Raw genomic sequence first — 20755 nt, 5'->3', positions numbered from 1 at the left:
GAGACCGTTTCGGGCCTCCTTTTTCTATTTATTAGCAAAAGTAGTTCTTAGCTACCGCAAGCCTCGCAAGCGTCTGGGTTATCCAGGCTACAGGCCATGTCGCTTAGGTTCTGCTCAACGGCGGTGTACATGGGCGCCAGGGTTTCGGCGGCTTGTTTCTCCACGGTGAACTTAATGGCATCGGCGGCGGCTTTGGTGCGCAGGTAGTACATACCGGTTTTCAGGCCGCGCTTCCAGCTGTGGAAGTGCATAGAGGTCAACTTCCCGAAGTTTACGTTAGACACGTGCAGGTTCAGGCTTTGGCTCTGGCAGATGTAGGCACCGCGGTCGGCCGACATGTCAATGATGGTCCGCTGGCTGATTTCCCACACCGTCTTGTACAGGTCTTTGATGTTCTGCGGAATGTTGGTGATGCCCTGCACCGAGCCGTTGGCCGCGATGATGGCATTCTTCATTTGGTCGTTCCACAGACCCAGCGCGATCAGGTCATTCAAGAGGTGCTTGTTCACTACCATGAACTCCCCGCTCAACACGCGGCGTACATAGATGTTAGAAGTGTAAGGCTCAAATCCTTCGTTGTTGCCCAGAATCTGCGAGGTAGAAGCCGTTGGCATAGGCGCTACTAACAAAGAGTTGCGTACGCCGTGCTCTACTACTTCTTGTCTCAGCGCTTCCCAGTCCCAACGGCCGCTGTCTGGCGTAACGCCCCACATGTCAAACTGGAAGATACCCCGGCTGATGGGTGAGCCTTCAAACGTCTCATATGGTCCGTTCTTCTTGGCCAGATCCTTAGAAGCCGTCATGGCCGCAAAGTAAATGGTCTCGAAAATCTCCTTGTTCAGGCGGGCGGCTTCGGCGCTTTCAAACGGCATGCGCAGTTGCAGGAACGCATCGGCCAGACCCTGTACGCCCAACCCGATAGGGCGGTGACGCATGTTGGACTTCTTCGCTTCTGGTACCGGGTAATAGTTGATGTCAATTACCTTGTTCAGGTTCTTGGTCACCGTGTACGTTACCTCGTAGAGTTTCTGGTGGTCAAAGGTTTTAACGCCTTTCTCTTCTTTGATGTAGCGCGGCAGGGCCAGAGACGCCAGGTTACACACAGCAATCTCATCGGCATCAGTGTACTCAATGATCTCAGTACACAGGTTGGAGCTCTTGATAGTACCCAGGTTCTGCTGGTTGGACTTGCCGTTGGCGTGGTCCTTGAACAGCATGTACGGCGTACCGGTCTCAGTTTGCGCTTCTAAGATTGCGAACCACAGTTCCTGTGCTTTCACGGTCTTGCGGGCGCGGCCTTCTTTCTCGTATTTCTCATACAGACGCTCAAAGTCCTTGCCCCAGGTCTCAGATAAGCCCGGGCACTCGTTAGGGCACATCAGGCTCCAGTCGCCGTTCGCCTCTACGCGCTTCATGAACAAGTCTGGGGTCCAGAGGGCCAGGAACAGGTCGCGGGTCCGCATCTCTTCCTTGCCGTGGTTCTTGCGCAGATCCAGGAATTCAAAGATATCGGCGTGCCACGGCTCCAGATAAATCGCGAACGCGCCTTTACGCTTTCCGCCGCCCTGGTCTACGTAACGGGCCGTATCGTTGAACACTTTCAGCATTGGTACCAGGCCGTTAGACGTACCGTTGGTGCCTTTGATGTAAGAACCGGTAGCCCGGATGTTGTGCGCCGCCAGGCCAATACCGCCCGCGCTCTGCGAAATCAGGGCGCAGTTCTTCAGGGTGTCATAGATGCCTGGTATACTGTCCTCTTTCATGGTGAGCAGGAAGCAGCTGGACAGCTGCGGCTTAGGCGTACCGGCGTTGAACAAGGTAGGCGTGGCGTGCGTGAACCACTTCTCAGACATGAGGTTGTAGGTCTCAATGGCTGATTCAATGTCTTCTTTGTGAATACCCACCGCTACCCGCATGAGCATGTGCTGCGGACGCTCCACTACCTTGCCGTGCAGGCGCAGCAGGTACGAGCGCTCCAGGGTCTTGTACCCGAAGTAGTCATAGTTGTAGTCACGGTCATAGATGATGCTGGAGTCCAGCAGGGCCGCGTGTTTCTTCACGATGTCAAAAACATCTTTCGCAATCAGAGAAGCGTTCTCACCCGTTTTTGGATCTTCATAGGTGTAGAGCTGCTTCATGGTGTTGAAGAACGATTTCTGCGTCACCTTGTGCAAGCTGGAGATAGCAATACGCGCCGCCAGAATGGCGTAGTCGGGGTGCTTGGTGGTCATCGAAGCCGAGGTCTCCGCCGCCAGGTTGTCCAGTTCTACGGTGGTCACGCCATCGTAAATACCGTCAATCACCTTTTTGGCCACCTCTATAGGGCTTACAAACGACATGTTCAGGCCATAGCACAGTTTCTCTATGCGGGCCGTGATTTTATCAAACTTGACCGATTCCCTGCGGCCGTCTCTTTTTACAACTAACATACGCTTACACTAAATAGGTGATGGATGGAGTACCACCCGGATATTTCTCTCCCCTGCGCCTTAGGGCACCTGAGGATTTTCTTGTATTGGATTTTGTGATGGCTCAACCTCACCGGCCGGTTGCCGGGCGTTTTTGGCCTGTTTTTAGAGAAACAACCCCAAAGCGCTTTAGGGCTGTCTAGGGGTGATAGATAGATTAAAAGTCCTCGTCCAGAGAGAACACGTTGGAGTCACGGTCGCTCATCACGCCCGATTTCTGATACTCAGCCACACGTTTCTCAAAGAAGTTGGTTTTGCCTTGCAGGGAGATCAACTCCATGAAGTCAAATGGATTGGTGGAATTGTAGATTTTGCCGCAGCCTAAGGAAACCAGTAGGCGGTCGGCCACAAACTCGATGTATTGGTTCATCAGTTTTGCATTCATCCCTATGAGATCCACGGGCAGCGCATCGGTCACAAACTCCTGCTCAATGCTCACCGCGTCGCGGATGATGGTTTGTACGCGCTCCTCGGGTAACTTGTTCTGCAACATGGAGTACAGCAAGCAGGCGAAGTCGCAGTGCAGTCCTTCGTCACGGGAGATTAACTCGTTGGAGAAGGTCAGGCCGGGCATCAGGCCGCGTTTCTTCATCCAGAAGATAGAGCAGAAAGAACCGGAGAAGAAAATGCCTTCTACGGCGGCAAACGCAATCAGGCGCTCAGTGAAGTTCTCAGAGTTGATCCATTTCAGGGCCCACTCGCCTTTTCTCTTCACGCAGTCTACGGTCTCCAGCGCGTTGAACAGACGGTCTTTCTCCTGCGGATCTTTAATATAAGTGTCAATCAGCAAAGAATAGGTCTCTGAGTGGATGTTCTCCATCATGATCTGGAACCCATAAAAGCAACGGGCCTCTGGCAACTGCACCTCTTGCATGAAGTTGATAGCCAGGTTCTCGTTCACAATCCCGTCTGAGGCCGCGAAGAACGCCAGCACGTGCGAGATGAAGTGGCGCTCGCCGTCGTTCAGCCTCTCCCAGTCTTTCAGGTCTGGGGTGAGGTCAATCTCCTCGGCCGTCCAAAAGCTAGCCTCTGCTTTCTTGTACATCTGCCAAACGGCATCGTTCTGGATGGGGAAAAGGACAAAGCGGTTCGGGTTTTCTTGCAATAAAGGCTCCATAGACTAAACGGTTTCTTGCTCTTACTTTATTAAAGGTGATAACACCGGAAAGGCGCTATTTTCTTGGGCCGGGCAGTGTATGAACGTCTGTGTTTAGAGTCAGTTGTCCCGGCTTGAGATTTCAAATATAGGGACAATTACGTTGTTTGCCCGATTCGTGAAGTCAAACTTTTCCATTTCTTATACAGCGGTTATCCACATTATAACTAACTGTAAATCAATCAGATAAAATATTATCAAAATTAGAAACCTGAAATATAGTGTTTGCTCTATAGCAGATCAGGTGGTTTCTTGAAGGATAGCAACTGGCTTTGGAAAGGGACGGGAGGCAGTCTTGCAGACGATGCAGAAGTGCTTTGAACCGGGTGTCTGCTTTACGGATGTTTTAGCTAAAACAGGCTTAAAACAAGCGGGAAGCTGCCTTGAAGAAGTGCGATTCCCGCTTTGTGGTAAAGGTTTTGATCAGGGGATGGTCTGCTCTGGAGGAAAGAGAATCCAGGCAGTGCAAGTGTGTTCCTTAGCTGCTGCCCAGGTGGATGTGCGTTCAGGTCTGTTATGTAAGAGGATGAGAGGCCAAGTGGTAGCTTGGTGTCATCTCCGTGCGACCTTGGTGAGAACAATCTGAACGGGGTGACTGAATCAGTGATCGAGAGATTGGAGCAAAGTCCGGTTAAGGGAGTTGGAACGGTTCGGTTTGCTGGGGTAGGTTGAGAGGGCGGTTTGGTGAGTCAAGGTTCAGAAACGGGTGTTGAGAGAGGGTGTGGAAACAAATGTGTTGTTTCTCTTGACTTTAACTGCGGCACGAGGTACTTTCATCTGTCTTTCTACCGATAAAAGATCCGGTTTAAGTCTCTCTTCTTGGCCTTCCGGTAGCCGCCTTTTCTGAGCGGCTGTCTATTATTTTGTCTTTATCCACGTGTAACTGCTTGAGCATCAGTATGGGTTTGGTTTATCCACGGTAGTTATCCACATGTCCGGGGATAACTCACAACCTCCTTTAAACCAGCAAACTACCGGCCGAAATCAGGCTAAAATAAAAGCGACTTGTTTGGATATTAGCTTGACTGTCCGTACTTTTGCGGTTCAATTTTTTTAAAAATATCGTAAGCTGATGTACGCAATTGTAGAAATCGCTGGTATCCAGACGAAAGTAGAGAGCGGTAAGTTCTTCTACACTAACAAGCTTTCCGGCAATGAAGGTGACGCCGTAGAGTTCGCCAATGTTCTTTTAACTGATGACAACGGATCTTTAACTGTTGGTGCTCCCTTTGTAGACGGAGTAAAAGTAACTGGCACCATCCAGGGACACGCCAAAGGTGACAAAGTGATCGTCTTCAAGAAGAAAAGAAGAAAAGGCTACAAGAAGAAAAACGGTCACCGCCAACAGTACACCAAAGTGTTGATCAACACCATTGGTTAATTTTTGAGGTAAAGGAAAATTATTGTAGAACCTATTCTGGGGATTTGTCCTCAGATTAAAATAGACTAGAAATGGCTCACAAAAAAGGTGTCGGTAGTTCTAACAACGGCCGCGAATCACATTCCAAGCGCTTAGGCGTGAAAATCTTCGGTGGCCAAGCCATCAACGCTGGTAACATCATCGTGCGTCAGCGCGGTACTGCGCACCACCCAGGTGCTAACGTAGGTATCGGGAAAGACCACACGTTGTTCGCTTTGACAGACGGTGTCGTGTCTTTCAAAAAAGGCGTGAAGAACCGTTCTTTCGTTTCTGTTCTGCCAGTAGACGCTCCGGTTGCCGCTACTTCTTCTGAAGAAGCTACTGCCTAAGCATACCCTCGGCTTCCGCCGATCAAGGATTTCAAGAAGGCTGCCCTACCAGGCAGCCTTCTTTGTTTTAAGGCTTACTTCGGGCACTCTTCCAAAGTTAGAAGGGCTGGCGTAGACACTCGTAGGTCTGAAGACACTACAAGGTCTTTTGAGTTGGCGGTGTTGGAGTGTGAAATGGAACGCCCAGCCTTTGAGAAGGGGAATACGTTTCTGAAAAAGAAAGCAATGCGTGGTAGAGACAAGGCATGCCTTGTCTCTACGGTATCAGAGGTCAATATCTGATGACTTTTCCCTTTTCCAGCCTTTCCGTGGAGCGCCTTGTTTTAGACCTGGTGCCGCGCATGCGGCAGGCCTGCTGGCCAAGGCTAAAACACAGCGCGAGGCGGGAAGGCGGGGCCTCGCGGCCGTGAGCGCACGGAGGGAAACCATGCAACAACTCAGCGCATGCACCCACCCAAGAAGCGGCCCTCCGCTAGAACAAGCAGACTACAAGTGCAGCAAAAGTCACCAGAAAGATAGCGCATCGCCAGCAGCATAACCATCTACCAACCAGCAATAGAAGGAGAAAGGTTAATGCGGCGCCTCTACAAAAGAAACGCTCCCTTCAGCAGAAGAACCAACCGGGGTTAACGAATACAACACCGGCTTGCTCGGGCTCGCGTCCAGCACCAGGCTGGTGACTTGCAGATTCAGCAGATACCACCCGTCTTCCACCGCATCAGGCACAAAAATCAACTCTGTGATGGTGGCGTGGGTACGGGTACGCTCCGGATACTGCCAAAACGCCCGGTGCGCCAGCAAAGCCCCGCCGTCTTCCTCGCGGTCCACCGAGGGTAAATCCAGCAGCAGGTGCTCTACGCCGTGTTGGGCCAGAAACTCAGCAAGGGCAGGTTCTAGGTACGTGGGATTGGTGCCGGAGTGCTGCGCGGTGCGTTTGCTTTCCGGGTTAGGGAGGGTGCGCAACACCAAGGCTTCGGGCAGGTTTGCCACATCCAACTGGGCTAAGGCGTCTTCGGCGAGCACCACAAAATCGCCGTTGGCCAATTGCTGAGGAGCCACTGAGATCAACTGCGCCACAAACAGGAAACGCGGCAGGCACTGGTCCAGGGTAGCGGCGGGGTCGGGCGAGATATGGCCGTAGCACTCGGTATGGGTGCCGTTGCCGTGCGGCGTGAGGTGCACCCGCTGGTAATTGGTGGAGCCGCCCTGCGCCACGCTGCCCACAAAATCGCCTACGGTAATGGTCTCTACCTGCACGGGCTCGGCCCAGAAGCAATTGACGTTCTCCGGACCCGGGGCCAGCGGCAGGGAAATGTCCAGCGGCTGAAGCGGATGGAACCGGTAAACGCGGTCCCAGAAGGTGAGAGTGGCAGAGGAAAGCATACGCAGCGGTTTTAGGCCTGTTTTCCCGAAAATACACGAAAAACGGGAAGATGCCGCAGGGAAATCACGTGAGCGGGAAGGTGGCCAGTTTCTGGGAAACGCCCTGGCGCTGGTACCAGTCATTGCAGGTCAGTTCCAGGGAGGAGATCACCGAGGTGCCGAATTCCCGCTTGCGGCATTCCCGGAGCTGCTGCAGAAACCGCTCAGGCTTCTTCAAGGGCTTCCTGAACCGCACCACGGTGCTGTGCGCCGTAGCGATGGTGTAGCGCTGGTCAATGGTCTGCTGAAGTCCAGATCTTCGGAAAATATCCCGCAGGTTCTGCCGGAGCTGTTCCAGAGAATCGTTTTTAGGAAAGCCTTGCACCAGCACGCACGAGGTGGAAGCGGTGATCCCGGAGAAGGAAATCTGCAAGGGTGGGATGTTCTCCAGCGCCTGCTGCACAAGCAGTAGGTAAGACGGCAAGTGGATAAGGTCCAGCGAGAACCCAGGATAGCCGTTGATGATGGAAAGCACCGTCAGGTGAAGGTCAGAGGCGGGGTAGTAGTACTGCTCCGGCTCCAGGGAAGCCAAATCACGCAACAGGTTCTGGATTTCCTGGATGACCGCCGGCGTAGGGCGAGCCACCAGCGTCAGCCCTCTTCTGGTGTCCTGGGGAGAACCGAGAAGCCGGTCCAGTTCATAGTTTCCGGCGGCAAATTCCTTTTCGGATTGCTTCCATAACTGGGTATAGTGGTCTTGTAAGTTCATGAGCTGGAACTCCGTTTTGGCCCTTATTTGCCTAAAGTAGGGCAAAAACGGCAAAAAGGAAACAACCGGCGCATATGTTTCCTTTTCGCCGTTTCTCCCTGGGGAGGCTACAAATGAGGCAGCGGAGTGAGGGCCGGGGAGTTGCGCACGAGGCACACGTACCGGAACACCTGCGTGAGGCGCGGGTGCTCGCCGGCAAACGCAATGCTCTGGTTGGGGAACAGCACCTTGAAACTGGCTAACCGCGAAGAAGTGCGGTAAGGCGAATCCGGGGCATCGGTTTTGAACAAGGTGAGCGTGTGCTCGCGGCTGGCGGCGCGCAGGTCCTTGATGCCGTGCACAAAGACCATTGGGCCGTCGTTGTTGGCCAGGCCGCTGTTCACATAACGTTCGCCCTTACTCAGGAAAGCAGGCAGCGCGGCGGCGGGCATCATATTCTCGCTGTCAAGGGTGTACACGCCAATGGAAACCGTCTTGCCCCGATACGGCGAGTTTTCCTGCTGCAGATAATAGGCAAACGGCACGCCGCGCTCCACCGCTACGGGTAAGGTATGAAACAAGCCCCACATGCCGTACAGCTTGGCTTTCTCCAGATGCCGCGCCTTGGTCACCGAAACCAGGTTCAGGTACATCACGCTGTCCCGGCGGGTTTTAGAACTCAGGTAGGCCACGTTCTCCAGGGTGTGCTGTAAATCGAAGTGAAGATCAGCCGCTCCCTTGGTGCCGGAAGAAGCAGGCGATACTCTGGAGAGGAACTGTCCGGCCGCGGCCGTAAAGGCGTCCTCGTCCAGCGTGTCAGCGAATACTACTTTTTGCAGTGTCACGTAGGCGGAGTCTTTCAGCCCGTTTTCCGGAAAACGCCCCAAAACTGCTTTCAGGAACAGGCGGGTGGTGTTCAGGTCCTGCAGTTTGTCCACGCCCAGAATGCTGATGCGCCGCGCCTCGGGCAAGGTCTGGTTCAGGGCGCGAATCTTTTTGAGTTTGTCATAGAAGTTCTGGTTTCCCCATTGGGCATTCTGTTTCGCCCAGACCTGGAAGACGGTTTGCAGGTGGCGCTCATCGCCGGTGCGCAGGTACTCGTTCAGGAAATATGCCTGGCTGTAGTCAACCTCGGCTAAGTAATGGCGCAGGCCCACGCGCTGGTTCAGGTGTTGCAGTAACGCGAAGTCCAGCGCCTGGGGCGCGGCAGTGCCGTGGGCCTCGCCCAGAAAGAAAATCTGCTTCTGGTAAAAGGCGCTGTCAAAGATGGGGAAGGCGGGAGAGGGCTGGTTCAGGTTCACTTCCTGCTTGTGTTTCTGCAGGTACGCCTGGTGCGGAGTGCTCTCGCCGCCCACGGCCAGCAGCGCATAAATGCCATACGCCACAAAGGCCAACACCAGTAACACCACCGGGGTGAGGAGTACGAACAGGGCAATTCTTTTCAGGATCTTTTTCATGACGAAGGAGGTGTGTATTGTTTCGTCAAAAGTAGAGGCCCGGAAAATACGCCGCTGGACCATGGGGCGAAATGCCGCTTCTTTGGGGTTACAAGCAGGTTTTGGGGCGAATGGAAAGGGGGCTTGGGGCGATTAGACGGCCACAAACGTCTCGCGCACCCGTCCCGAATACGAGCGGGCTACCGGCACCAGCTGATCGGTGCCCTCGAAATGCAGCTTGTACCCCTGGGCGTTGCCCGATACCGTCTGCACCCGATTCAGGTTCACGAGGTACGACCGGTGGCAGCGCAACATGGCGGGGTGGGTGATCTGATTTTCCAGCCGGCTCAGGCTGCTGCGGAGGAGCGCCTTCTGGAGCTTGCCGTCTTCCACGTGGAAAACGGTGCAGTAATTATCGCTGGCTTCAATGAACAGCAGGTCACGGGCCAGGAGCCGGAGAGAATCTTTGCCATTTTCGGCTAGCAGCGTCAGGTCATTTTCTTCTGGGCGGGAAACTTCCGGCGCGGGCGCTTCTTTTTTCCCGGTGGGTTCCAGCGGACGGTACTTCTGCAACAAATACACGTAGTTGATCATCACCAGCAAGATAGCCGGCACCAGCCCCATCAGGAACGCTATAAATGACATGTAGAGGATCTGATCCAGGCTGAACGGCATCACGCCCGCCAGCGAGCCGTACACGGTGCACAGAAAACCTCCCGTCCCGAAGTGCGCCAAATTCCAGACAATCTCCTTGCCCACGCTCCAGGCTGGTTCCCTGAAAAGCCAGGGCAGCATCCTCCGGAAAGCGTAGAAATTGAGGAAAACCGAGACCGCCGCCACTACGCCATAGCCCGCCAGAATAGGGTTCTTGGACGGATGATGCCAGTTATAGGACCCAAACGGCTGAAACACGATCAACGTGAACGCGATGATGGCCCCAAACAGCACCGAGTGGAGCAGGGATTTGGAAAGCGTGAGCTCACTCAGCGGGTACGGCTGCCGTAAAAAAGAAAACATAGAATTCGCCTGCGGAAGAATCTGTCCTGGTGAAAATGCGGGTACTAAATATACTCAAATTTTCTTCTCCCGCTGAACCCGCCACCCGGTTGTTTACTTCACGTCAATGTCATACTTGGCCAGCAAACCCAGCGCGCCCTGCGCCGAGAACTTCGCCTTTTTGATGCGGTTCACCTCCGGGTCCAGGGTATAGTTGTAAGCCGTCCTAAAATCGGCTTTCTCCAGGTTGCTGCGCTGGAACACGGTGCGGGTCAGGTCGCAGTCCAGGAAAGCGGCCTGGGTTAAATCAGAATCGGTGAAGTTGGCTTCCTTGATGCTGCAGCTTTGGAAGACGGTCTTTTTGAGGCTCTTTTTGCCAAAGTAGGTGTAATCCAGCGAGCAGCGGTTGAAGGCCACCATGAACAGGAAATCATGGCACTGGCTGAAGTCCACCCCCACCAGTTTGCAGTTGGTGAAGGTCACGTCGTGCAGCTTGGTGTAACTGAACTGCACCAGGCCCAGGTTACAGTCCTCAAAACGGCAATCAGAGAAGCTGTTGTTGGAGAGGTTGGTATTGGAGAAATCGCAGTTGGTAAAGGTGCAGTTCTCAAACTCACGCCCGGCCACACCCTTGCCGGTGTAGTTGAGCTGGTCAAAGGTCTTGTTCTGGTGCAGGGTTTCTTGCATGGAGGTTACGTTATTTTATTGACCAAGTGATTGTCACGTGGTCAATGAACTCTAAATCATTAGGTGTAAACCCAATCATGGCTTCTCCTATAGCATTTCCACCCGCCATAACCCTACTCGTCGCCTTATCTTCCAATTCCTGCATGCCGCCATAGTAGTTGTTCCCGTACCCAATGTCAAGGATTTTGCCTAAGCGCACACCTGTGGAGGAGGCTATTAGGTGCGCCTTATGCTTAGAGTTTTCAATAGAGAGTTTTATCAGTTCATCCTGCACCTATGCCCTTAATTCATCAGATAACTTAAAATTAAAGTTCAAGGTGAAATCAGTGTTGCTTTTGGCAAATGTGTTCAGGATTCTGGTAATGGTTTCTTTACTATTCTTGAAGTCAACGGTGATGCTTTGGGTAGCCACATATCCACTGTCTATATCTTGCTCCTTTATAAAAACGGTATATTTCTCAATTTCAAAGTTTGTGGTCTTAATGTCCTCTTCTTTGAAGCCAATGGAGACGATCTGGCTTGTAACATCTTTTGTCTTCTTGTTCAAGCCAGTAATCGCCTCACTGAAATTCAGGTTGTTTTCTCTTATCCCAATGATTAAGATGCCCACATCTGGTTTTACCGTGATTTTAGCACTCCCGATCACGTCTATGGTAGGGTTCCTTTTATCTATCTGGCTAATTGCAGAAAAAGAAAGAAGTAAAAACAAGACAAGTAAAATGTTTCTCATATGGAAGTTGGTAAAGAATGTGACAGGCTAAATCTTACCAGTTCAGTTTCTCCTGCATGAACTTGATAAGCTGATTAGCCATGGCCTGCTGCTCTTCTACCCTCGGATGGCCGGGTGTGTTTTTGTAAGGCGCAAACAGCGTGTAGATTTTCCCGTCCTGCAGACCGGCCACGGCTTTCTCCACGTAGCCCGGCCACGGCGATCCGGGGCGGGTGATGTCCATGTTGCCCAGCATGGCAATGATGTGCGCGTTGGGGTATTTGCCCCGGATGCTCTTCACGAAGTTCTGGTACGCCGTGATCAGGAACTCCTCGGTAGGTTTCGTGTTCCCGAACCGGCGTTTGTACTGGTCATTGTTGGGCAAGTTCACAATCCAGGAGTCGTTTTGGAAGAGGTTGATCACCACCACATCGGGTTGCTTTTGCGAGAAATCCCACTTGCTGCTTGGGTCAGACGGGTTCAGGCGGTCATAGATATCGGGCATGATGTTGGCCTCCCAGCTCACGGTGATCCCGATGCCGCTTTTGCAGATGCAGGTGTGCTCGGCGTCAAAGAAGCGCGAGGTCAAGGCCGCGTAGCTCAGGTAGTGGTTCGTGTTGGGGCCTGCCGGGTTGTCTTTGCCCGAGTAATCTTCCACGGCGTACCCGGCCGTGATGGAGTTGCCGTAGAACTCAATGGTGCGGGTTTTCGGCGGCGCCACCGGCAGGAGTTTCCCTTTGCCTTCCACTTCAAAGCCGTAAAAAGTAGTGGTGCCTTTGTCCCACTCGGTGCGTTTAAACAGCTCTACCGTGTGCTTGCCGGCCGGCAACTGGGCCGCCAGCGTGTAAAACTTCGCCGCCGTGTCTGGCTGGATCATGGAGATGCTGTCTCCGTCAAGGATCACGTTGTAGTAGCTCTTGCCCGTGTTATCTTTTAGGCGTGCTTTCACGGAAGTGCCCTCAAAATTCATCTTCACCGACGTGCCCGACCAGTACAGTTCCGCCGCTTCCGGCGATGGTTTTCCCACCCGGCCCATGTAGGCCACGTGTTCATCTACTGGGGTAACAGAAACGGTTTTCTGGCTCACGCAGCCAGACCAAAGCACTACAAAAAGAAACGCCGACAGCCGGAGGAAAACGTTGGAACGCATGAAGTCAAAGGAGTTGAAGGGTAGAAACAGGTGCTGGCAAAGATGCTGAGAACTCGTTGCGTTTCAAAGCCTGCCGGCAAAGAAAAACCTGTTTCCACCTTTGTCTCCAAACGCGTTTTATTTCCGATTCTGCCACGCCTCTGGCCGGAAAATGAGCGGCATAGAATCTGGGAGCTGCTGTTGCAGCGGAGCAAACATAGGGTGATGTTCCAGATCAGCAGTAGTGCGAGCAACTGGGTGGCTATTGGAAGAATCCGCCCCGCGGGCCTCCTCTGTCTCACGCAGATACACGACTTCTGCATTCATGGCGGGAGCGGAAGCTGAGTAATCAGGAGAAGCAGCTTCCTGGGAGATTACCCCTAGAGCCTGATCAGCCAGAATAGAAGGTCTGGAAAGATAGAAAACGCCGCAGAAGAAGCACAGGAGCAGAAAAGCATAACCGAAGGCAAAAGGAACCTGGAATTTTCTGGGCCGGAAGGCGTGGGGAAAGCTGGGGCGGTGGTTGCTGAGAGTTTCCATAGTCTTAGAAGATTAGTTTCTAAGAAGATGCGTTTTTCAGCCGATTTTCATAAACCAGGCCCAAAACAGAACTTACTCTCTTCTGAGGAAATTCGCCGATTCATCACCACACTACAGCAGCATTTCCCAAGCTGATTTCAAGGGGATGATCGAGTATAAAAAGCAATGTCGTGTTTGTAGGGGCAATCCCTTGTGGTTGCCCTTACACGTTTGGGAACTGCAAAGGGCAACCACAAGGGATTGCCCCTACAGAATGTTCTCTTCTCCGGGGAAAAAATCAGTTTGTAAACAACTGCCCGTATGTAATTACCTTCTGGCTGGCTTTCTACTCCACGCCCTGCCACCACTGGGTTTGCGGCAGGTTAGATTGCAGACTCCAGCGTTGCCCGATCAGGGGAGTGACCAGTTGGATGTTCTGTTGCTGTGCTGCTTTTGACAGGCGTTGAATAGGTTCTTTCCAGTGGTGCAGGGCCAGCGAAAAAGCGCCCCAGTGCGTGGCCATCAAAACTTTTCCTTTCAGGTCCAGGTGGGCCTGGGCGGTTTGCTCCGGCATCATGTGGATGAACTTCCAGGCCTCGTTGTACTGCCCGCACTCCAGCAGGGTGAGATCAAAGGGACCGTATTTCTCGCCAATCTGCTTGAAGTGTATGTCATAACCGGAGTCGCCGCCGAAGTAAATGGACTGGTTTCCGCTTTTCAGGACCCAGGAGCACCACAGCGTCTTGTCACGGTCCCGGAGGCCCCGGCCCGAGAAGTGGCGGGCGGGCGTAGACGCCAGGAATAGCCCCTCGAAATCGGTGGTTTCCCACCAGTTCAGCTCGGTGATTTTGCTACTGTCCACGCCCCAGCGTTGCAGGTGCGCGGCCACGCCTAGCGGTACGATGAAATGGCGGGTTTTGGCTTTCAGTTTCAGGATGGTGCCGTGGTCCAGGTGGTCATAGTGGTCGTGCGACAGAAGCACCACATCCAGCGGCGGCAGGTCTTCAATGGCGAGGGGCAATTTCTCGTTGAACCGTTTGCTCCCAATGAAAGAAACCGGCGAGGCCCTTTGGCCCAGCATCGGGTCCGCGAAGATGCGTTTGCCGTTCACTTCCAGCAGTACCGCCGAGTGCCCGAACCACGTGACCTTCACCCCGGCGCCCGGCGTGCCCGCGAAATCCTCTTTCTTTAGAGGCGCCATGGGCAGCTCCTCCGCCGGAGTGGCTCCCTCCGTGCCACCAATGAATTTGGCGAAGATCTTCACCTTGTCCAGAAAGGGCGACTCGTCCATCATGGGCGTGGGAGATAGGTTCTGAAACTTCCCGTCTTTGTAATTCTTGGCTTTCTGGATGCGCTCCAGGCTTTGCCCGTGGGCGGCGGCCCCAAACTGCGGTGCAAATGCCATGAACAACATACCGCCTACCGCAAGGGTGGCAATGAGTGAGAGCAGGATATACATAAACTTTTTCATTGGCTATTAAGCGATTATGACCAATACCTCCTGCGCCGGGAAATGTTTTGGAAACGGAGCCCACCAAAAAAGATCGGTCAACGAAAACCTTCTGTTTTAGGGCTGTTTTCTCAAAAGAACCGCTAAAACAAAGAGGCCAGCCTGAGGTGCCGAAAGATAGGAACTAAAAGGCAAACTCCTGTTTTAGGGCTGTTTTCCAGAAAACAGCCCTAAAACAGGAGTTTGCCTTTTACGCCCAAAGCGATGAGAGCCGCCGCCGGGACTTATTCGTCTTTAAGTGATTTTGGTGCTTTCAAGAGGAAAGGCGAAATGCCAGATTTTGCCCTTCTATTGGCTTTGGCATCACCTTCGTCCATCTTGACGCCGTCTTCATCAATGATGTCATCGGTGATGTCAATGAAATCTCCGGTGTACTGGGCTCTTACGGTTTGTCCGTTTTCCAGTACCACGTCGCACTCCAAGGTATACTCGGGAGCCGTGCCGGAGATGGTAACCGTGCCTCCGGTAATCATTACTACTTCGCTGTTATCCAGTTCCTCGTCATCGTTCAAATCAACCACCAGGTAGGAATTAACGAAGAAGCTCCTGTTCCCGTAGGCGGCGCTTCGCTGAGCGCTGGTCAGGCCGGCAATGCTTCCGTAGTCAAACCTGCCGGCTTTGAAACCCGAGGTGCCTAAGGAATAGGTGTCAAAAACAAGGTTCACCCGCTCTCCTATGTTATCTGCATCCGTCACCAGGAATACCCGGCCAAAGTGGGTATCGTTTGAGGAAAATCCAGTAGGGCCTCCGTCAAATGTTGCCCCAAGCGTCAGGTCATACATCATGTCATAATACTCCAGCTGGTTGGACAAAGAAGGCAGGGATTCTTCATCGTCATCGCCGCAGGAGGCCGTTAGAAAACCGCAGAAGAGCAGAATCAATAGCTTATAGGAAAGAAGAGATTTTTTCAGGGAAGGAAGGAGATGGTTTTCGTGGATAATGGATTTCAGGAGGAGTGTGCTTTCATTCAGGCAAAGATGGACATTATTTCAACGGTGATCGGCGCGAAGAGTTTTCCTGAGGTGGATTGCCTTGGAAAGAAACCGGTGTTTCGGGCCTGTTTTCTGGAAAACAGGCCCGAAACACCGGCGCATCGTTTACGCCTCTTCTTCCAAGAGAAACAAATCCAGCGCTATCTCGTCGGCGAGGAGTTTGCCCGCTTCGGTTAAGAGGAGAACGTCGCCTTCCTGGCGCAACAGGCCCTGGGCTGCAATCTTCTGCAGGTAGACCGCGTGAAGCGCCACCAGATCAATGCCCCATTTCTGCCGGATGAAAGCCGTGTCACAGCCCCAGCTGGTGCGCAGCGTGGTCATGACGTACTCGTTCACCCGGTCTTCCACGGAAAGCTCCTCTACGGTACACGGCAATTGCCCGGCCTCCAGCGCCTGCACGTATTTGGGGTTGTGGGCGATGTTGAACTGGCGACTCACGCCGTTGAACGAGTGCGCGCTAGGCCCGATGCCCAGGTACGGCACCTGTTTCCAGTAGCTGCTGTTGTGTTTGCTCTCAAAGCCCGGCTGGCAGAAGTTGGAGATCTCATAATGCAGGAAACCATGGTCAGCGGCCTGGGTCATGAGCAGCTCAAACTGGTGGGCCACGCGCTCCTCATCGGCGGGGGAGAACTTGCCCTTGCGCACGCGGCTCCCAAACACGGTGTTGGGTTCAATGGTGAGCGCGTAACAGGAAAGGTGCTGCACGTTTAAAGCGAAGGCTTTGGCCAGGTCCTGCTCCCAGAGCGCCGGGTCCTCGGCCGGGATGCCGTAGATGAGGTCCAGCGAGATGTTGTCAAAGCCCAGTTCCTGCGCCATTCCAATGCAGGCGGCGGCCTCCGTGGCGGTATGCGGCCGGTTCATGAGTTGCAGATGCGGGTCATGGAACGACTGCACGCCAATGCTCAGGCGGTTGATGCGGGTTTGGCGCAGCGCCTGCAGTTTCTCCAGGGTAAGGTCGTCGGGGTTGGCTTCCAGCGTGATCTCGGCGTTGGAGTTTACCGTATGTTTCGCGTAAATCGCCTCCAAAAGGCCGTTCAGCTCGGCTACGGATAAGATGGAAGGCGTGCCGCCCCCGAAGTAAATGGTGTTGATGACCTCTCCGCTCAGGTACTGCTGTTGCAGGGCCAGTTCCTGGTGCATGGCTTGCAAGACCTGCTCCTTCAGGCCCATGGACGTACTGAAATGGAAATCGCAGTAGTGGCAGGCCTGTTTGCAGAAAGGGATATGAAGATAAATTCCGGCCAAAATAGGATAGGGCTAGGGAAAGCGTTAGATGTAAATGAAACCGGCGGTGCGTTAACTTTGCAGCGTGCGCCGTACCTTTAGAAACAATGAAGAGGAGGTCTAGTTCCCGTCTGTACCAAAAGAATGTCCGGCAAAGGTACGCATTTCTGGGGCTACTCCTGGCCTTGCTGCTTTGGTGCGGCGCCGGGCAGGCGCAGGACCGCAAAATGGTGGTTCAGGTACAGTCCCCAGACACCGAGGCCGTGGCGATCTGGCAGCGCCTGCAACCCAAGCTCCTGGTCCGCGATTCACTGGGTGTCCGGCAGGACCTGCGCGGCTGGCTGGCGCGCGTGCAGAAAGAAGGCTACCTTACAGCCTCGCTGGACAGTGTGCGCCAGCGGCAAGATTCTTTGTGGGTGCAGGTGTACGTGGGCCGGCCCTATACCTGGGCATCGCTCCGGAACGGCAACGTAGGCGAAGGATTGCTGGAGAAGGTGGGCTTCCGGGAGAAACTCTACAACAACCGACCTTTTAGGCCCGCGGAGTTTGCCCAACTGCAGCAGGCTTTGCTGCGCGAAGCCGAGAACAGCGGGTTTCCGTACGCGGCCGTTCATCTTGACTCTTTGCGCCTGTACAATGATTCATTGAGTGGCGTGCTGCGCGTGGTGCGGGGCCCCTTGATGCTGATTGACTCGGTACAGATTGTGGGCTCCAGCCGCATGCAGTTGCGCACTCTGTATCGCTATGCCCAGATTGCCCCGGGCCAACCCTATTCTCTGCAACGGATAGAAGCCGCCATGCGCGCGCTCCGGCAGTTGCCGTTCGTGCGCGTCATGGCCGAGCCGCAGGTCTTGTTCGCCAAAAACCAGGCCCGCGTGTATTTCTTCCTGGACGAGAAAAAAGCGAACCAGTTTGACGGCATCATCGGGTTTCTGCCGGATAATTCCTCCTCCTCGGCCAAACTGCTGATCACCGGTGAGGTGAACCTGCAGATCAGGAACCTGCGGGGCAGCGGCAAGCAGATAGGGCTGCACTGGCGCAAAGTGGAACGCAATTCCCAGATTCTGGACCTGGAATACCGGCACCCACACTTTTTCAACTCGCCCCTAGAGGTAGCGGGTTTGTTTCACCTGTACAAACAGGACACGTCCTTTCTGAACCTGCGGCCGCGCCTGGAGATTGCCTATCCGCTCTCCACCACCAGCCGGGTTACGTTCTTTGCCGAGGTGGTCAGTTCGCAGCTGCTCTCGCCAGAAGCCTTGCGGCAGCGCCGCTCCGATTCTTCAGCCATTGACGCCAACTTCACTTCGTACGGGTTGGCCTACGCCTGGGGCAACTTGGATGACCTGTACTTCCCGAGGCGGGGAGCACAGGCGTACCTCCAGGGAGCGGTGGGGAATAAGCGCGTCTTGCGCAATGCCAAGGTGGAGGTCAGTTACTATGACACCATTCCGCTGAAAACAACCCAGTTTTCCCTGGCCGCCCGGCTGGAGCGGTATTGGCCCCTCTTCAAGAACGGGGTGCTACTGACTCGCCTCCGGGCGGAGGGATTGGTTAACCAGCGGCTGTATCTGAATGAATTGTTCCGGTTAGGAGGGCTGGCTTCACTGCGGGGCTTTGATGATTACACGTTTTATGCGTCTTCTTACGGGATCAGCACGCTGGAGTACCGGCAGTACACGGGGCAGGATTCGTACGTTTTCCTGCTGTATGACCAGGGATATCTGCGCCGCGACCTGAAAAATGAAAAAAATATTCAGTGGGCCAGCGGGGTAGGCGGCGGCATCAGCTTTTCCACGGGAGCCGGTGTGTTTCAGCTAGTTTACTCTGTTGGCAGGACTTCGCAAGAGGGTTTTAGTCTCTCCAGAGGCAAGATTCACTTCGGGATCACGGGCCGTTTTTAGAAAAACTTTCACAAAGTATTTGGAGCGAATAGAAAAAGCCCCTACATTTGTATTACAAACAGTGCGGGATGGAGCAGTTGGTAGCTCGTTGGGCTCATAACCCAAAGGTCACAGGTTCGAGTCCTGTTCCCGCTACCTAATAATCAGGCAGTTACATTAATTTGTAGCTGCCTTTTTTTATTTGGTACAATATAGGTCAATTTCCCGCCCTTTTCTTAATATATTTAGCCTCAAAATAAATCGACATAAATTTATACCACTACTCCATTTGATGGAAAGCATTAACCCCCGGAACCCACTTGCTGAAATATTTGGCTTCCCAATCCATAACGACACTGAAACAGCCAGAACAAACCGGGATAATAAGTTTTGCCCCTTCCATAACGGCACCCCTAAATGCACAAAGGATGATAAACTGCATCCACTAGGCGTATGCAGCATGTATCACAAGGGGGAGCCGGTTATTACCTGCCCGGTACGCTTTCGAGAAAATTGGACCATGATTGCCGATGCCGCCAAGTTTTTCTTTGGCTCAACATCATCCTATTTATCCCTTTCCGAAGTTCGCCTGTTTGATAAAAACGGGCGTAAAGCTGGTAACATTGATTATGTACTAATTTTGCACGATGACCGGGGCCGGATAATCGATTTTGCTTCATTGGAAGTTCAGGCCGTTTATATCAGTGGCACGATCAGAGGGGCATTTGAAACATTCATGGAGGATCAAAATCCTGATTTTGAATGGCGTGGCGTAAATTATCCACGACCCGATTATCTTTCGTCATCAAACAAAAGGCTAATACCACAAATGCTGACCAAGGGCGGGATATTCCGCCAATGGGGGAAAAAGCAAGCTGTTGCGGTGCAGACAAGGTTCTTTGATACTCTGCCCAATTTAGTGGAGGTTGATCCCGCTGAAGCTGATTTGGCATGGCTTCTCTATGACTTGCTGCCGGAAGAATCTACCCAGCTATATAAACTGACGCTCAATCGCACCGTTTATACAAAATACGATACATCATTATTTAAATTTACATCGCCCGAAGCCGGAGACATGGCAGAATTCATGGTTGGCCTGCAAAAGACAGTAGATGCAAAGCTAAACGGAAGGCCATCCGCAACCCTCGATTTTGAGGGATTTTCGGAAGCGAAGGACGACTTTACATGAAGGAAGAATATGGCTACACAATTGGATATGTTTGAAACAGAAATAACGCCGGCTAAACCGGGTAAAAATAAAATTGTCAACGTTGCCTCGGTTCCGCAGCGTAGCCCGTTCCGTTATCCGGGTGGCAAGACATGGCTGATTCCCACGGTGCGGCAATGGCTCAAGCAGGATGGCAGGGCTGTTTCGACCCTTGTGGAGCCTTTTGCGGGAGGCGGTATCGTTAGCTTAACGGCCGCTTTTGAGAACTTGGCAAACCAGGTGATAATGGCCGAGCTTGACCCTGAAATTGCGGCTGTTTGGCAAACTATTATCAGCGATGACAACCAATGGCTGGCAGAGAGAATACTTCAATTTGAATTGAATATTGATAATGTCAACGCCGCCATCAACATGGAAGATAAGCAGACCCGCGACCATGCCTTTAGCACCGTTCTGAAAAACAGGATTTACCACGGCGGTATAATTGCCAAAGGTTCCGGCCCTTTAAAGAATGGCGAAAATGGCAAAGGCATTGCCTCCCGTTGGTATGCAAAAACATTGTTTGACCGCATCACGGCTATTCAGCAAGTCAGAGGAAAGATCACCTTTAACCAGGAGGACGCTTTCGATGTTTTGACCCAGTACCGGGACCGAGAAGATTTTTACTTTTTCATTGATCCGCCTTACACCAAGGCAGGAAAAAGGCTGTACACATTCTTTGACATCGACCATGCACGTTTATTTGAATATGTCTCGCTGTTAAGAGGGAAATTCATGTTGACGTATGATGATACCCCGGAAATTCGTGGCTTGGCAGATCGTTTCGGGTTGCCTTATAAGATCATACCCATGAAAACGACACACCACCTGGAAAAGAATGAAATCTTAGTTTCAGATAATTTAGACTGGTAAGCAGATATCGAGTACTTCATGTTTACTAAATAATCAGCCCCCATTAAGGGGCTTTTTGTATTGTTAGAAGTCTATCATTGGACCTCCAGTCAAATTTTAATAACTAT

Annotated in this window: 17 protein-coding genes, 1 tRNA gene and 1 pseudogene; 6 read left to right on the top strand and 13 right to left on the bottom strand. The window is 52.8% G+C overall.

Annotation, left to right across the window (positions count from 1 at the left end):
• Positions 1-47 precede the first annotated feature (47 nt).
• Both H7U12_RS13455 and H7U12_RS13450 read right to left on the bottom strand, forming a co-directional pair.
• Positions 48-2429 (bottom strand): ribonucleoside-diphosphate reductase subunit alpha, encoded by a 2382-nt coding sequence (locus H7U12_RS13455; protein WP_186638767.1) that lies wholly within the window; start codon positions 2427-2429, stop codon positions 48-50.
• Between the two features lie 196 nt (positions 2430-2625).
• Positions 2626-3585, bottom strand: a complete 960-nt coding sequence (locus tag H7U12_RS13450) for a ribonucleoside-diphosphate reductase small subunit (protein WP_186638765.1) — start codon at positions 3583-3585, stop codon at positions 2626-2628.
• A gap of 1111 nt (positions 3586-4696) precedes the next feature.
• Here H7U12_RS13450 and rplU point away from each other — a divergent pair.
• Complete coding sequence (rplU, locus tag H7U12_RS13445; protein ID WP_186638763.1) at positions 4697-5005, top strand: 50S ribosomal protein L21; 309 nt, start codon at positions 4697-4699, stop codon at positions 5003-5005.
• 71 nt (positions 5006-5076) lie between these two features.
• The gene (gene rpmA, locus H7U12_RS13440) at positions 5077-5373 is read left to right on the top strand and encodes a 50S ribosomal protein L27 (RefSeq protein WP_186638760.1); all 297 of its coding nucleotides are present in this window, start codon (positions 5077-5079) and stop codon (positions 5371-5373) included.
• Between the two features lie 570 nt (positions 5374-5943).
• Here rpmA and H7U12_RS13435 read toward each other — a convergent pair.
• The 11 genes and pseudogenes from H7U12_RS13435 to hemW all read right to left on the bottom strand — a co-directional run bounded on the left by H7U12_RS13435 (position 5944) and on the right by hemW (position 16706).
• Entirely contained in the window at positions 5944-6756 is an 813-nt protein-coding gene (locus tag H7U12_RS13435) for a cyclase family protein (RefSeq protein ID WP_186638759.1), read from the bottom strand.
• 64 nt (positions 6757-6820) lie between these two features.
• The gene (locus H7U12_RS13430) at positions 6821-7504 is read right to left on the bottom strand and encodes a 2'-5' RNA ligase family protein (RefSeq protein ID WP_186638757.1); all 684 of its coding nucleotides are present in this window, start codon (positions 7502-7504) and stop codon (positions 6821-6823) included.
• Between the two features lie 107 nt (positions 7505-7611).
• Positions 7612-8940, bottom strand: a complete 1329-nt coding sequence (locus H7U12_RS13425) for a TraB/GumN family protein (RefSeq protein ID WP_186638755.1) — start codon at positions 8938-8940, stop codon at positions 7612-7614.
• 132 nt (positions 8941-9072) lie between these two features.
• Entirely contained in the window at positions 9073-9936 is an 864-nt protein-coding gene (locus H7U12_RS13420) for a LytR/AlgR family response regulator transcription factor (RefSeq protein WP_186638753.1), read from the bottom strand.
• A gap of 93 nt (positions 9937-10029) precedes the next feature.
• A complete protein-coding gene (locus H7U12_RS13415) occupies positions 10030-10602 on the bottom strand; it encodes a pentapeptide repeat-containing protein (RefSeq protein ID WP_186638751.1) in 573 nt (190 codons plus the stop codon).
• A gap of 10 nt (positions 10603-10612) precedes the next feature.
• A pseudogene (locus H7U12_RS22670) lies at positions 10613-11332 on the bottom strand (SIMPL domain-containing protein).
• Between the two features lie 34 nt (positions 11333-11366).
• Positions 11367-12461 carry an SGNH/GDSL hydrolase family protein gene (locus H7U12_RS13405; RefSeq protein ID WP_186638747.1) on the bottom strand — a complete coding sequence of 365 codons (1095 nt, stop codon included), beginning with the start codon at positions 12459-12461 and terminating at the stop codon, positions 11367-11369.
• Positions 12462-12578: 117 nt separating this feature from the next.
• Positions 12579-12980 carry a hypothetical protein gene (locus H7U12_RS13400; RefSeq protein WP_186638746.1) on the bottom strand — a complete coding sequence of 134 codons (402 nt, stop codon included), beginning with the start codon at positions 12978-12980 and terminating at the stop codon, positions 12579-12581.
• 325 nt (positions 12981-13305) lie between these two features.
• Positions 13306-14430, bottom strand: a complete 1125-nt coding sequence (locus H7U12_RS13395; RefSeq protein WP_186638745.1) for an MBL fold metallo-hydrolase — start codon at positions 14428-14430, stop codon at positions 13306-13308.
• A 263-nt stretch (positions 14431-14693) separates the two neighbouring features.
• Complete coding sequence (locus tag H7U12_RS13390) at positions 14694-15350, bottom strand: hypothetical protein (RefSeq protein ID WP_186638744.1); 657 nt, start codon at positions 15348-15350, stop codon at positions 14694-14696.
• A gap of 216 nt (positions 15351-15566) precedes the next feature.
• The gene (gene hemW / locus H7U12_RS13385; protein WP_186638743.1) at positions 15567-16706 is read right to left on the bottom strand and encodes a radical SAM family heme chaperone HemW; all 1140 of its coding nucleotides are present in this window, start codon (positions 16704-16706) and stop codon (positions 15567-15569) included.
• 86 nt (positions 16707-16792) lie between these two features.
• On the opposite strand from hemW, the gene H7U12_RS13380 reads away from it, so the two are divergent.
• From H7U12_RS13380 to H7U12_RS13365, 4 genes are all read left to right on the top strand, one after another.
• Complete coding sequence (locus H7U12_RS13380; protein ID WP_186638736.1) at positions 16793-18589, top strand: BamA/TamA family outer membrane protein; 1797 nt, start codon at positions 16793-16795, stop codon at positions 18587-18589.
• Positions 18590-18651: 62 nt separating this feature from the next.
• Positions 18652-18724: transfer RNA gene (locus H7U12_RS13375), tRNA-Met, on the top strand.
• Between the two features lie 136 nt (positions 18725-18860).
• Positions 18861-19757: a NotI family restriction endonuclease gene (locus H7U12_RS13370; RefSeq protein WP_186638734.1), complete on the top strand. Its 897-nt coding sequence runs from the start codon at positions 18861-18863 to the stop codon at positions 19755-19757.
• A gap of 9 nt (positions 19758-19766) precedes the next feature.
• Positions 19767-20648 (top strand): DNA adenine methylase, encoded by an 882-nt coding sequence (locus H7U12_RS13365; RefSeq protein WP_206683926.1) that lies wholly within the window; start codon positions 19767-19769, stop codon positions 20646-20648.
• Positions 20649-20755: the final 107 nt, after the last annotated feature.

This window comes from Rufibacter sediminis (assembly GCF_014269285.1).
Classification (GTDB): domain Bacteria; phylum Bacteroidota; class Bacteroidia; order Cytophagales; family Hymenobacteraceae; genus Nibribacter; species Nibribacter sediminis.
Note: the sequence above shows the minus strand (reverse complement) of the source record. Positions and strands in the feature narration are given on the sequence as shown.